We start from the raw sequence: 13,415 nt of genomic DNA on the forward strand, positions 1-13,415 counted from the left end.
CGAGCTGGCGCAGCCGCCTAGCGGGACTGCTGAGCCGGCACCCCACGAGTGATCGGCTCGTCCTCGGGAGCGCCCGCGGCGGCCACAGCCGCCCCCGTGAGCGTCGCCAACATCTCACGCACGTTCGTGAGCTGCGCGTTGATCGAGTCACGCCGGTTCGTGAGCGCCGCAAGCTCCCGCTCGGACTCCGACCGGATCCGGTCGGCCTTCGCGTTCGCGTCCGCCACGATGTCCTCGGCCTGCCGCTGAGCCGTCTCGACGGTCTGACGGGCACGACGCTCGGCGTCCGTACGCAGCTTCTCGGCCTCAAGCCGAAGCTGCTCCGCACGGTGCTCGATCTCCGCGAGACGCTTCTCCGCCTTGGCCTGACGCGAAGCCAGGTCACGCTCGGACTGCTCACGGCGCTTGGCGAGGTTCGTCTCGAAGTCGGCGGCGGCCTGCGCGGCCTTCGCACGGGTCTCCTCGAAGAGGGCGTCCGCCTCCTCGCGCTTCGACTGCGCGTCCTTCGTCGCCTCCTGACGGAGCTGGGAAGCGTCCGTCTTGGCCTTCTCGACGATCCGGACGCCTTCGTCCTCCGCCTTGGACTTGCGGTCCGCAGCGAACGATTCTGCGTCGTTGCGCACCTGCTGGGCCGCCGACTCGGCGAGCTCACGGTGCTGCTCCGCCGCGCGACGTGCCTCCTCGCGCAGGTCCTTGGCCTCCTCCTCGGCGAGGCGGAGGATCTTCTCGACGCGGGCACCGAGGCCGGCGTACGACGGCTCGGCGTCGCTTACCTGGGCCTGGGCGTTCTGCGTTTCGAGATGGAGTTCCTCGATGCGCTTTTCGAGAGCAGTGATACGGGCCAGAGCGCTGTCACGGTCGGAGACGAGCTTCGAGATGCGTTCGTCCACCTGAGCGCGGTCGTACCCACGCCGCACAAGCTCGAAGCCGTAGGGGGAAGTGTCGCTCATGGGGTTCCTGTCGAATGAGACCGGTGAGGTGATAGGTGGAATCCTAGGGGCCAAAACGGTGTGTCATCGAGCAGTAGCCCGATTGATATGGAGAATGACACCCTTTTTGGTGGCTAACGGCCGGAACGCTTGCCAGGGAGCTTCACCGAAGCCCCCCGGCATGCACGGAAGTTGCCCATCTGGCTAGCCCTCGGACGGCTTGCCACCCGAACGGGTCGAACCGGCCGCCGCGCCCGCCTTGATGGCCCCGTCCTTGCCGCTCGACGGCGCCTCAAAGGATTCCAACGCCTCCAGGACGTCCTGGACACGGGAGATCTCGGCATTGATGTCCTGCCGACGGCGGACCAGCACCTCCAGCTCCCGCTTGCCCTCCTCGACCGCGGCCCGCGCCTCGCGTACCGCCTCGGATCTGATCCCCTCGGCCTCGGCGATGAGCGCGGCCTTCTTCTGCTCGGCCTCCTTGAGGAGCCCCTCCGCCTTCTTCACCGCGGCGATACGGACCTTGCTCGCCTCGGAATTGGCCTCCGACACCAGGTCCTTGGCCTTCGCCTCGGACTCCTTCAGCTGATCCTCGGCGGCCCTGATCAGCGCGTCGCACCGATCACCCGCCGCCTTCATCGTCTCGGCGGACTCCCGGCGGGCCCGGTCGTGCAGCTCCTCGATCTCGCCCGTGATCCGGTCGCGCAGCTCCTCGGCACGCTCCCTTATGGCGGTGGCGTCCCGGCGCGCGCCGATCAGCAGCTCGTCGGCGTCCGTCCTGGCCCGCTCCACCCGGGAGTTGCCCTCGACCGTGGCCTCGGACAGCAGCCGCTCCGCCTCGTTGCGCGCGGCGCCCACCATCGTGTCGGCCTGTGCCTCGGCGTCCGCGGTGGTCTTGTGCGCGCTCGCCTGCGACTCCGAGAGGAGCTTGTCGGCCTCGGCGGTCGTCTCCGTGATCAGCGTGTCGACCTGCTCTGCCGCCTCGGAGCGCCGCTTGTTGGCCTCCTTGCGCGCCTTGTCCAGCGTGTCGTCGGCCTCGTCGCGGGCGTTCGACATGAGGCGGTCGGCCTCCTGGGCGGCCTCGGCCTTGAAGCGCTGGGCCTCCGACCGGATCCGCTCGGCCTGCTGCTGCGCGGAGCCGACCGTGTCGGCCGCCTCGGCGCGCAGCCGCTCCGCGTCGCCCGTCGCGTCCGAGATCAGCTTCTCGGCCTTCGCCACGGACTCGGCGCGGACCCGCTCCGCCTCCTGGTTCGTCTCCGCCGTGAGCCGCTCGACCTCGGCGGTCGTCTCGGTGATGAGGGTGTCCGCCTGCGTCGCCGCGTCCGACCGGATGCGGTTGGCGTCGTCCCGTGCCTCGGCCCGGGAACGCGAGGCGTCCTGCTCGGCCGACGCGATGGCGTCCGACGCCTCCGTACGCGCCCGCTGCAGATACTCCGAGGCGTCCGAACGCAGCCGCTCGGACTCCGCGATCGCCTCCGAGACCGTGCGCTCCGCGAGGGACTTGGCGGCCTCCGCCTCCTCCCGCGCCTCGCGCCGGACCCGGTTGCCGTCCTCGGTCGCCCGCTCCCGCTCGGCGTACGCGTCGGCGCGGACCCGGTCGGACTCCTCCTGCGCCTCCGTGCGCATGCGCTCCGCCACGTGCTCGGCGGCGCTGCGCAGGCCGGTGATCTCCTCCTGGGCCTGCTCGTGCAGCCCGGCCACCGCGTCGCGCACCTGCTGTGCGGTCTGCTCGGCGGCCGACACCATCTCGGTCGCCCGGCGGTCCGCCTCCTCGACCAGCCGTACGGCCTCGGTCTGGGCCTCCTCCACGCGGTTGCGCGCCGAGGCCAGCAGCTCCTCGCTCTGCTCGCGGGCCCGCTCGCGCTCCTGGTCGGCCTCCTGGCGCGCGGCGCCGAGCAGCTCCTCGGCCTCGCGGCGGCGCCTGGCCGCCTCCTCCTGGGCCGCGGACAGCGCCTCGGCGGCCTCCGTGGCCAGCCGCTCGGCGGCGGCCTGCGCCTCCGCCCGTACGCGGTCGGCGGTGTCCTGTGCCTCCGTCTTGAGCCGCTCGGCCTCCACCGCGGCGTCCGAACGCAGCCGTACGGCGAGGGCCTCGCCCTCGGCACGGGACGCGGACGCGTCCGAGGCGGCCTCCGTGCGCAGCCGCTCGGCCTCCGTCTCGGCCTGCGCCTGGAGCGTCCGGATCCGCTCGGCGGCCTCGCCGCGCAGCCGGTCGATCTCCTCGGAGGCCTCGCGCCGGATCCGCTCGGACTGCTCCCGGGCGTCGGTGAGCGCCTGCTCGGCGGAGGCGAGGCGCTCCTCGGCCTCCGTGTGCAGCCGCGTCAGCCCCTCGGCCGCCTCGGCCTGCCGGGCCGCTATGGCCCGCTCGGTGTCCTCGTGCAGCTCGGTGGCGGCCCGCTCGGCCTCCGCCTTGATCTCCTCGGACTGCTCGACGGCCTCCGTGCGGTGCCGCTCGGCCTCCGCGCGGGTGCGCTCCAGGGTCTCCTCGGCCTGCCGGCGCAGTGTCGTCGCGCGCTCGATGGCCTCCGTGCGGACCCGCTGGCTCTCCGTCGTGGCGTTCGACCGCAGCTCGTCCGCGTCGGCCTTCGCCTTGGACAGCAGCTCCTCGGCGGTCCGTGCCGCCTCCTCGATCTGCTGGACGGCCTCGCGCCGGGCCTCGGAGCGGATCCGCTCGCCCTCTTCGTTGGCGTCCGCGCGCAACTGCTCGGCGTCGCCGCGCAGCCGGCGCGCCTCCTCCTGCAGCTCGACCGTCTTGGCGCGGTACTCCTTGGTGTCGTCCTTCGCCGTGCCCTTGAGCTGCTCGGCGATGTCGTGCGCCTCGGCGCGCAGCCGGTCCGCCTCGGCCTCGGCCTCGGCGCGGATGCGCTCGGCCTCCTCGGAGGCTGCCTTGGTGGTCGTCTTGGCGTCCTCGGACGCCTTGTTCAGCACCTCCTCGGCCGTACGGGCCGCCTTGGCGAGCTGGGACGCGGTCTCCTCGGCGGTGAGACTGCGGGCGTTCTCCTCGGCCTCCGCGGTGATCTTCTCGGCCTTGGCACGGGCGTCCGCGACGACCTGCTCGGCCTCGGCCTTGGTGGCCTCGGCCTCCTTGATCGCCTCGCCGACCAGCCGGGCGACCTGCTCCTTGGCCGTACGCGTGCGCTGTTCGTTCGCCGACTCCGCGCCGGAGAGCGTCTTGGCCGCGGCCTCCTTGGCCTCGGCGAGGACCTTCTCGGCCTCGGCCCGCGCCTCGCGCAGCGCCGCCTCGGCCTCGCTGATGCGCTGCTCGGCGGCGCGGCTCAGCTCTCCGGCCTGACGGCGGGCGTTGTCCGAGTCGGACGCGGTCGAGCTGCGCAGCTGCTCGGCGTGCTCGGTGGCCTCCTGGGCCTGCGTCGAGGCGGCGTTCAGCAGCCGCTCGGCGTCGGTGCGGGCCCGGCGCAGCAGCGCCTCGGCCTCGGCGCGTGCCCGCTCGGCGTCGCTCTGCAGCCGCTGGCGGGCCTCTCCCGCCACCCGCTCGGCCTCCGCGCGGGCGGCGGCCAGGGCCTGCTCGGCCTCGCTGCGCGACTCGTCGGCCAGCCGGCGGGCCTGCTGCTCGCTGCGGGCCCGCAGCTGCTCGGCCCACGCCACGTTCTCGTTGACGTGCGACTCGACGCTCTGCCGGCGCTCGGCCAGCTCCTGGTCGAGCTGCTGGCGGCGGGTGACCGCCTCCTGATGCAGCTCCGCCTGGAGACGGGCGGCCTGCTCCGCGTGCTCCTGCAGGATCCGCTGCGTCTGCGCGCGGGCCTGGCTCAGCTCCCGCTCGGCGTCCTGGCGCAGCTGATCGGCCTGAACCTGCGCATTACGGAGCATCTGCTCGGCCTGATAGCCGATGTCGGCGCTGTCGTAGGCAGGCCGGGTCGCCAGACTGCGGCGCGCCTCGTGCAGCTTGGCGCGCAGCACCTCGACCTGATAGCCGAGGTCCTCGGCGTGCTGGACGGCCTTCTCCCGCTCGGTCTTCAGCCGTTCCATCTCGGCCTCGAACCGAGAGAGGTGGTCGACGTCAGCCGCCGGCTCTCGCTCCTGGCGTTCGTAGCCCCGCACTGCGCGGTCCCATCCGTCCCCTGGTCGCAAGTCTCTCCAAACGAGCACCGTCCATCCGCCGGACAGGGCCCCCGGGGAATGGTGTCAGATCAACGGCGGAGCACGTGCTGCTCCCCCGACGCTCGTCCCCCGAAACCTGGACCCCGGCCCTCGGATCCTGACGATGAGGACCCGGACCGCCCCGAAGAGGCGACGGCCGTGCCCAACCCTACCGGCCCAGATATACGGAGGTCAGTGCTCAGGTGACTCAACTGGCGCCGAAGTGACCAGTTCTGTCAGGACGCCATGACAATCCTTCGGGTGCAGAAAGGTGATCCTGGAGCCCATCGAACCCCTGCGCGGCTCGTCGTACAGCACCCGTACGCCCTTGTCGCGGATGCCGGCCGCGTCCGCGTCCACGTCCGCCGTGCCGAAGGCGATGTGATGTACGCCCTCACCGTTCTTGGCCAGCCACTTTCCGACCGCGGAGTCCTCGCGGGTGGGTTCCAGGAGCTGCAGGTAGGAGGCGCCGCCGTCGGACGTCTCATTGATCTTGAGCATGGCCTCACGCACGCCCTGCTCCTCGTTGACCTCGGAGTGGTACACCTCGAAGCCGTACGTGGCCCGGTAGAACTCGACGGTCGCGTCGAGGTCGAAACAGGCGATCCCGATGTGGTCGATTCGCGTCAGCATGCTGTCAGTGCAGCGCTCCCAGTGCGGTTACGCAACGTGCGCGCGATCACACGACGGGCCGGATGACGGCTGGCCTACCGCTCAGTACCTTCTTCAGTACACCCTCATCTGGGGGGATCCCCCCAGGCCCCCCAACTCGTTCACTCCTCGGCTGTGCAAGCTGGAAGGGGATCGCTCCTCATGTCTGGAACGAACAACACCACCTCCGTCATCGTTGCGGGTGCACGCACCCCGATGGGACGGCTGCTCGGCTCCCTGAAGTCCTTCTCGGGAGCAGACCTCGGTGGATTCGCGATCAAGGCCGCCCTCGACCGTGCGGGCATCGGCGGCGACCAGGTGCAGTACGTGATCATGGGCCAGGTGCTCCAGGCCGGGGCAGGGCAGATCCCGGCACGCCAGGCCGCCGTCAAGGCGGGCATCCCGATGAGCGTCCCGGCGCTGACGATCAACAAGGTGTGCCTGTCCGGCCTCGACGCCATCGCGCTCGCCGACCAGCTGATCCGCGCCGGCGAGTTCGACATCGTGGTCGCGGGCGGCCAGGAGTCGATGACCAACGCCCCCCACCTGCTGCCGAAGTCCCGGGAGGGCTACAAGTACGGCGCGATCGAGATGCTCGACGCGATGGCGCACGACGGGCTGACCGACGCCTTCGAGAACATCGCCATGGGCGAGTCGACGGAGAAGCACAACACGCGGCTGGGCATCCTGCGGCCCGAGCAGGACGAGATCGCCGCCCTGTCCCACCAGCGGGCCGCCGCCGCGCAGAAGAACGGCACCTTCGAGGCGGAGATCACCCCCGTCGAGATCCCGCAGCGCAAGGGCGAGCCCGTCGTCTTCAGCCAGGACGAGGGCATCCGAGGCGAGACGACCTCCGAGTCCCTCGGCAGGCTGCGCGCCGCCTTCACCAAGGACGGCACGATCACGGCGGGCTCGGCCTCGCAGATCTCCGACGGCGCCGCCGCTGTCGTCGTCATGAGCAAGGCCAGGGCCGAGGCGCTCGGCCTCGACTGGATCGCCGAGATCGGCGCCCACGGAAACGTCGCCGGGCCCGACAACTCTTTGCAGTCGCAGCCGTCGAACGCCGTCCAGCACGCCCTGAAGAAGGAGGGCATCGGCGTCGAGGATCTTGACCTGATCGAGATCAACGAGGCCTTCGCCGCCGTCGCGGTCCAGTCGATGAAGGATCTCGGCGTGTCCACGGAAAAGGTGAACGTCAACGGCGGCGCCATCGCGCTCGGCCACCCGATCGGCATGTCCGGCGCCCGGCTCGTCCTGCACCTCGCCCTCGAACTGAAGCGGCGCGGCGGCGGCGTGGGCGCGGCGGCGCTGTGCGGTGGCGGCGGCCAGGGTGACGCACTGATCGTGCGGGTACCCAAGGGCTGACGTACGTACGGGACCGGCTGGCTGAATTGGTGAACGGAGCTGTGATGCAGGACGTCCCCTCGCTGGTGGCCGCGGCCAGGGAAGGCCGGCCGCGGGCCGTGGCCCGGCTGATCTCCTTGGTGGAGGGGGCGTCCCCGCAACTGCGCGAGGTCATGGCCGCGCTGGCCCCGCTCGCGGGCAACGCGTATGTCGTAGGCCTCACCGGATCACCCGGCGTCGGCAAGTCGACCTCCACATCGGCGCTCGTGTCCGCCTACCGGCGGCAGGGCAAGCGGGTCGGCGTCCTCGCCGTCGACCCGTCGTCGCCGTTCTCCGGCGGGGCGCTGCTCGGCGACCGCGTCCGGATGTCGGACCACGCCTCGGACCCCGGCGTCTACATCCGCTCGATGGCCACCCGCGGACACCTCGGCGGGCTCGCCTGGGCCGCGCCGCAGGCCGTCCGGGTACTGGACGCGGCCGGCTGCGACATCGTCCTCGTCGAGACCGTGGGCGTCGGCCAGTCCGAGGTGGAGATCGCCTCGCAGGCGGACACGAGTGTGGTCCTGCTGGCTCCCGGCATGGGCGACGGCATCCAGGCGGCCAAGGCCGGAATCCTGGAGATCGGCGATGTGTACGTGGTCAACAAGGCCGACCGGGACGGGGCCGACGCGACGGCCCGTGAGCTGAACCACATGCTCGGGCTCGGCGAGTCCCGTGGCCCGGGGGACTGGCGGCCGCCCATCGTGAAGACGGTGGCGGCGCGCGGGGAGGGCATCGACGAGGTCGTCGAGGCCCTGGAGAAGCACCGGGCGTGGATGGAGGAGCGGGGGGTGCTCGCCTCGCGGCGGCTCGCCCGCGCGTCCCGGGAGATCGAGACGATCGCGGTCACGGCGCTGCGGGAGCGGATCGGTTCCCTGCACGGAGACAGGCGCCTGAGCGCGCTCGCGGCCCGGATCGTCGCGGGAGACCTGGACCCGTACCGGGCGGCGGACTCGCTGGTACGGGACCTGACGGCGGCCTGAACGGGTCTTCTCTCGCCCCCGCCGCCCCTACCCTTCCCGTCACTGGATGGGGGCTGCGCCCCCTCGCCCCCCTTTGTCCTCAAACGCCGGACGGGCTGAGAGATGTCGCCGGACGGGCTGAAGATGTCCGCCGGTCCGGCTGCATCTCAGCCCGTCCGGCGTTTGAGGACCGGGGGTTCGGGGGCAGCGCCCCCGAGGCAGGGACGGGAAGGGTAGGGGCGGCGGGGGCGAGGAAAGGCCCGTCGGCGCGGCCTCCCCGGACACGCTGACCGGGGAGGCCGCCGAACTCGTCAGGTGATGTCAGTCGTCGGAGCCGTCGTCGTCCGAGTCGTTGTCGTCGTGGTCGGAGGAGTTGTCGTCCGACGAGGTGTCCGCGGTGACCGCCGCGGACTTCAGGTCGACCTTCCACTCCTTCTCGGTGCCGTTCGAGGCGGTCGTGTCGACGTCCCACCCGGAGGTCCGCCCGTCGTCGTCGAGGTCGACGGAGGTGACCGTGCCCTTCGCGGCGGCGGCCTTCGCGGCCTCCTCGGCGGTGACGGACGAGCCCTTGAGCGCGGCCCGGGCCTCCGCCGTGTCGTCGGCGTCCTCCTGCTCGGCGTGCGAGCCGAGCACCTTGCCCGTGCCCGGGTCGATCCGGACGCTGTGCCAGGCGCCGCCCGAGGACAGCACGTCCACGTTCCACACCAGGCTGCTGCCCTCGTCGTCCAGGTCGGCCGAGACAGCCGTACCCTGCACGTTCTTCAGCGCCGCCGCGATCGCGTCGGCCGCCGTGACCTTCGCCGCCTTCGCGTCGGCGGCGTCCTCGGCCCTGTCGGCCTTGTCGTCGGCGCGGTCGTCACGGTCGTCGCTGTCGTCACGGTCATCGCGGTCGTCGCGGTCGTCGTCCGCGGCCCGCACGCTGGACTGCTTGGTCGGCGCGTCCCCGTCACCCGTGACGGCGAGGGCCGTCGCGGTACCGCCTCCGACGAGAGCGGCTGCGGCGACGGTGGCGATGACGATGTTGCGCTTCATGGGGATTCCTCCGAGATCATCGGCTTCGACCGGGGTCGAGCGTCTTCGGTGCGTTTCGACGTGTCCCAATCTGGCTGACCGACGCTGAAGCGGACCTGAAGCACCCTGAAGGCTTCTTCAGGTTCGGTTTGCGACTCTTTACCCATGCGCCTGTTGATCGTGGAGGATGAGAAGCGGCTCGCCCTGTCGCTCGCCAAGGGCCTGACGGCCGAGGGGTACGCCGTCGACGTGGTCCACGACGGCCTGGAGGGGCTGCACATGGCCGGCGAGGGCTCGTACGACCTCGTCATCCTCGACATCATGCTGCCCGGGATGAACGGCTACCGGGTGTGCGGCGCCCTGCGCTCCGCCGGGCACGACGTGCCGATCCTGATGCTCACCGCGAAGGACGGCGAGTACGACGAGGCGGAGGGCCTGGACACCGGCGCCGACGACTACCTCACCAAGCCGTTCTCGTACGTCGTCCTGGTGGCCCGGGTGAAGGCGCTGCTGCGCCGGCGCGGGCCCTCGGGCGGAGCGTCGCCCGTGCATGTGCTCGGTGACCTCAAGGTCGACACCGCCGCCCGGCGCGTCCACCTCGGCGAGGACGAGATCGCGCTCACCACCAAGGAGTTCTCGGTCCTCGAACAGCTCGTCGTGCGGGCCGGCGAGGTGGTGTCCAAGGCGGAGATCCTCGAACACGTCTGGGACTTCGCGTACGACGGGGACCCCAACATCGTCGAGGTCTACATCAGCACGCTGCGCCGCAAGCTGGGGGCCGCGCTGATCCGGACCGTACGCGGCGCCGGTTACCGCCTGGAGTCGCGATGAAACGCGTCCTCGGGTCCGTACGGGCCAGGGCGACCCTCGCCGCCAGCGTCGTGGTGGCCGTCGCGCTCGCCGCGGCCGGCGCCGCCGTCCTGCTGTCGCTGTGGACCAATCTGAGCGAACAGGCCGGTACGGAGGCGGAACGCGCCGCCCAGAAGGTCGCCACCGACATCGCGGCCGGACAGGCCTACGGCAACCTCTCACTGGACAACGACGACCAGCCGGTCCAGGTCGTGGACGAGGCGGGAAGACTCGTCGCCGTCACCGAGGACCTGGAGCGGATCAGCGGCACGGGCGTCGACCGGGTCAAGCCGCAGGCTCCCGGGGCCGTGAGCGGCGATGAGGACGACGATGACGGTGGCGACAGCAGCGACAGCGGCAGCGACGACGATCCGCACGAGGCCGGCGAGTTGGGCGAGGCCTCGTTCAGCGACGGCTCCGCGACCATCGACGGCGACACGGCGGACTACCGTTTCGCCGCCGTGCCGGTGGAGGTGGAGGGCAAGGGGACGCTCACCGTCCACGCCGGTGCGCCGCTGACCGCCGAACAGGAGGCCGTGAGCACGGCGCTGACCGTCATGCTCATCGGCTTCCCGCTGCTGCTGGCCGTCGTGGCGCTGGTGACCTGGCTCGTCACCCGCCGGGCGCTGCGCCCCGTCGAGGGCATCCGCGGCGAGATGGCCGCGATCACCGCCTCCGAGGACCTCACCCGCCGGGTTCCGGTGCCGGACACGCACGACGAGGTCGCGCGGCTGGCCCGGACGACCAACGAGACGCTCGCCGCCCTGGAGCAGTCCGTGGAACGGCAGCGCCGGTTCGTCGCCGACGCCTCGCACGAGCTGCGCAGCCCCATCGCCTCCCTGCGCACCCAGCTGGAGGTGGGCGCCGCGCACCCGGAGCTGCTCGACGTGGGAGGGGCCGTCGAGGACACCGTACGGCTGCAGCGGCTGGCCGCCGATCTGCTGCTGCTCGCCCGGCTGGACGCGGGGGAGCGGCCGGCGGACGCGCGGTTCGATCTGGCGGCGCTCGTCCGTACCGAGGCAGGACAGCGGACCGGGGACCGGGTCGCGGTGTCGGTGGCCGCGGACTCGGTGGACTCCCTGGAGGTCAGCGGGTCCCGCGGGCAACTGGCGCGGGTGCTCGGCAATCTGCTGGACAACGCCCAGCGGCACACCCGGTCGTCGGTCGCCGTGAGCGTACGGCGGGCGGGGGAGTGGGCGCTCCTGGAGGTCGCCGACGACGGCGAGGGCGTGCCCGCCGCCGAGCGTGAGCGGGTCTTCGAGCGGTTCGTACGGCTCGACGAGGCCCGTGCCCGGGATGACGGCGGGGCCGGGCTGGGGCTCGCCATCGCCCGGGATGTGGCTGCCCGGCACGGCGGCTCACTCACGGTCCGTGAGGCGCCGGCAGGCGGAGCCCTGTTCGAGCTCCGGCTGCCGTGGCCTGAGCGGCCTGCTGGAAGCCGGTGATCAGCCTGCGGGTCCGGCGGGGGCCGGTCGCGCCGTTCCCCGCGCCCTTCTAGGGCGCCCCTTGGCGGGGCGGTCCTGTTACGGGCGGCCTCGTTGGCCCCTGAGGTGTTCCGCGATCGGGGTCAGGGATGTGTGGAGTTCCTCCAGTGCCTCCGGCGAGAGGAGGTCGATGAAGTGCCGCCGCACGGACCCCACGTGGTGGGGCGCGACCTTCTGCATCGTCTCCATGCCGTGGTCCGTGAGTACCGCGAACAACCCGCGGCGGTCGGACTCGCAGTTCTCGCGCCGGACCAGGTCCGCGTTCTCCATGCGGGTGATCTGGTGCGAGAGGCGGCTCTTGGACTGGAGGGTGGCGGACGCGAGGTCGCTCATCCGCATCCGTACGCCCTCCGACTCGGAGAGGTTCACCAAAATCTCGTAGTCGTTCATCGTCAGCCCGAACGGCTGGAGGTCCTTTTCGAGCTGATACGTCAACAGCCTGTTGACCTCCAGGTGGGTGCGCCAGGCGCACTGCTCCGCATCGGTCAGCCAGCGGGTGGCCGTCTCGGTCTCCATGTATCAAGTCTACCTAAAAGGTTGAAAGGCGAACTAGTGAGGGTGGGTGTGACGACGTGCACACGTTCGACGTCACACTCTGCAGACTACCGCTCACAGCCCGAAGCGACGCTGGAGGTCTCCCAGCTGTCCGGGAAGGCGCGGTGCGCCCCCTTGCTGTCCCTGATGACCTGGCACCCCGCCACCGCCGGGCACCCCCGGCTCGTTCGGCACCACCCCCGCCGCCTGCTCCGCCATCAGCGCCTCGCTGGACTGCAGCAGCACCATGCCGGCCCCCACGAACTCGAATTGGTGCTCCTCGCCGGAGGCCCCGCCGATGCCCGTCATCGCACGTAGACCGCCCAGCAGGCCCGTCATGTAGCCGTGGTCGTAGTGATGGCAGGGCGAGGGGCAGTCGGCCCAGCCGACCAGGGCCTGCGGGTCGACGCGGATCGGGGGTTCCATGAACACCACCGGGCCGTTCGAGGCGGCGACGAACTTGCCCGTTCCGATGAGGGTCAGGAAGCCCGGCACGATCGACTGCTTGAGCGCGAGACTTGGCTGAAAAGCGAGGAGGTTGCCCGAGCGAATGGTCAGGTTGCCCTCCGTCAGGTCGAACGAATTCACGTCGAAGGCCCGGTCGCCGAGCAGCATCTTGCCCGAGCCGGACGCCACCACCCAGTCGCTCGCGTGCAACGGCGAATGGAACGACGTTCGCACGAGCCGGTCCAGACGGCCGTGCCCGATGCCGTTGAACTCCATCGAGCCGTAGTAGGCGATCATCTTGCCCTTCTGCAGGAACCACTCGCTCCCTTTGAGCTCCACGCAGAAGGTGTACGCGTTCACGTTGTCGTCGACCGGCAGGGTCGCCGGGTCGTGGATCACGGGGCCCGTGCCCGGGTAGGTGGTCACAGCTTCTCCTCCGACGCCTGCACGTACACCGCGCCACTGCCGCTCAGCTCCAGCTGGAAGGCCTCGCCCGAACCGCGGCCGACCAGATCGCGCAGACCGAGCGCGCTGGACAGCTTGTTGCGGACGTCCCCGTGGTGGGCGACGTACGCCTGCGGGTCGACATGCACCGGGCGCTGCGGGCTGATCGGGACCTCGATGACCCCGCCGTGCGCCATGACCGCGACCGAGCCGTGGCCCTTGAGGGTCGTGGTGAACAGGCCCTGCCCCGTCACCTGGCCGCGCACCATGCCCATCACCCCGCCCTGCGAGCCCATGAACATCGTGCCCTGCTGAAGGGTGCCGTCGAAGGCCAGGAGCCGGTCCGCCTCCACGTACAGGGTGTCGCCCGTGAGGCCGATCACCTGGATGTGGTGGCCGCCGTGCCCGAACAGGACCGTGCCGGAACCCTCCACGGTCATCAGGGGCGCGGCCTCGCCGGCGGCCCGGCGGCCGATCATCGACATGACCCCGCCCTGGCCGCTCTGCAGATTGGGGGTGAAGGAGACCTCGCCCTTGTAGGCGAGCATCGCGCCACGCTGGCTGAACAGCTTCTGGCCCGGTGCGACGGTGGCCTCGATCATCTTCGAGTTGATCTCACGGAAGGGCAT

At 71.2% G+C, this 13,415-nt stretch carries 11 protein-coding genes; 4 read left to right on the top strand and 7 right to left on the bottom strand.

Going from position 1 to position 13,415, the window contains the following annotated elements:
- Positions 1-17: 17 nt before the first annotated feature.
- The 3 genes from ACH4DZ_RS12440 to mce all read right to left on the bottom strand — a co-directional run bounded on the left by ACH4DZ_RS12440 (position 18) and on the right by mce (position 5,654).
- A complete protein-coding gene (locus tag ACH4DZ_RS12440) occupies positions 18-950 on the bottom strand; it encodes a cellulose-binding protein (protein ID WP_398286999.1) in 933 nt (310 codons plus the stop codon).
- 183 nt (positions 951-1,133) lie between these two features.
- Positions 1,134-4,982, bottom strand: a complete 3,849-nt coding sequence (gene scy / locus ACH4DZ_RS12445) for a polarized growth protein Scy (RefSeq protein ID WP_398287000.1) — start codon at positions 4,980-4,982, stop codon at positions 1,134-1,136.
- Positions 4,983-5,213: 231 nt separating this feature from the next.
- Complete coding sequence (gene mce / locus ACH4DZ_RS12450; protein ID WP_107021276.1) at positions 5,214-5,654, bottom strand: methylmalonyl-CoA epimerase; 441 nt, start codon at positions 5,652-5,654, stop codon at positions 5,214-5,216.
- Between the two features lie 180 nt (positions 5,655-5,834).
- On the opposite strand from mce, the gene ACH4DZ_RS12455 reads away from it, so the two are divergent.
- Together ACH4DZ_RS12455 and meaB are read left to right on the top strand one after the other, a co-directional pair.
- Positions 5,835-7,037, top strand: a complete 1,203-nt coding sequence (locus tag ACH4DZ_RS12455; RefSeq protein WP_398287001.1) for an acetyl-CoA C-acetyltransferase — start codon at positions 5,835-5,837, stop codon at positions 7,035-7,037.
- Positions 7,038-7,081: 44 nt separating this feature from the next.
- A complete protein-coding gene (meaB, locus tag ACH4DZ_RS12460) occupies positions 7,082-8,038 on the top strand; it encodes a methylmalonyl Co-A mutase-associated GTPase MeaB (protein ID WP_398287002.1) in 957 nt (318 codons plus the stop codon).
- Positions 8,039-8,338: 300 nt separating this feature from the next.
- Here meaB and ACH4DZ_RS12465 read toward each other — a convergent pair whose 3' ends face one another.
- Entirely contained in the window at positions 8,339-9,049 is a 711-nt protein-coding gene (locus ACH4DZ_RS12465) for a PepSY domain-containing protein (RefSeq protein WP_398287003.1), read from the bottom strand.
- Positions 9,050-9,193: 144 nt separating this feature from the next.
- On the opposite strand from ACH4DZ_RS12465, the gene ACH4DZ_RS12470 reads away from it, so the two are divergent.
- Entirely contained in the window at positions 9,194-9,859 is a 666-nt protein-coding gene (locus ACH4DZ_RS12470; protein WP_210889765.1) for a response regulator transcription factor, read from the top strand.
- Positions 9,856-11,322, top strand: a complete 1,467-nt coding sequence (locus ACH4DZ_RS12475; RefSeq protein ID WP_398287004.1) for an ATP-binding protein — start codon at positions 9,856-9,858, stop codon at positions 11,320-11,322. Before ACH4DZ_RS12470 ends, ACH4DZ_RS12475 begins: the two co-directional genes overlap by 4 nt.
- Positions 11,323-11,400: 78 nt before the next feature.
- On the opposite strand, the gene ACH4DZ_RS12480 is transcribed toward ACH4DZ_RS12475, so the two are convergent.
- The 3 genes from ACH4DZ_RS12480 to ACH4DZ_RS12490 all read right to left on the bottom strand — a co-directional run bounded on the left by ACH4DZ_RS12480 (position 11,401) and on the right by ACH4DZ_RS12490 (position 13,415).
- Entirely contained in the window at positions 11,401-11,877 is a 477-nt protein-coding gene (locus ACH4DZ_RS12480; RefSeq protein WP_398287005.1) for a MarR family winged helix-turn-helix transcriptional regulator, read from the bottom strand.
- A gap of 93 nt (positions 11,878-11,970) precedes the next feature.
- Positions 11,971-12,768 carry an AIM24 family protein gene (locus tag ACH4DZ_RS12485; RefSeq protein ID WP_398287007.1) on the bottom strand — a complete coding sequence of 266 codons (798 nt, stop codon included), beginning with the start codon at positions 12,766-12,768 and terminating at the stop codon, positions 11,971-11,973.
- Positions 12,765-13,415, bottom strand: coding sequence for an AIM24 family protein (locus ACH4DZ_RS12490; protein ID WP_398287008.1), 651 nt, complete (start codon positions 13,413-13,415; stop codon positions 12,765-12,767). The genes ACH4DZ_RS12485 and ACH4DZ_RS12490 overlap by 4 nt, the downstream gene beginning before the upstream one ends.

It is taken from the genome of Streptomyces sp. NPDC017991 (assembly GCF_044328075.1).
In the GTDB taxonomy this organism is placed as follows: domain Bacteria; phylum Actinomycetota; class Actinomycetes; order Streptomycetales; family Streptomycetaceae; genus Streptomyces.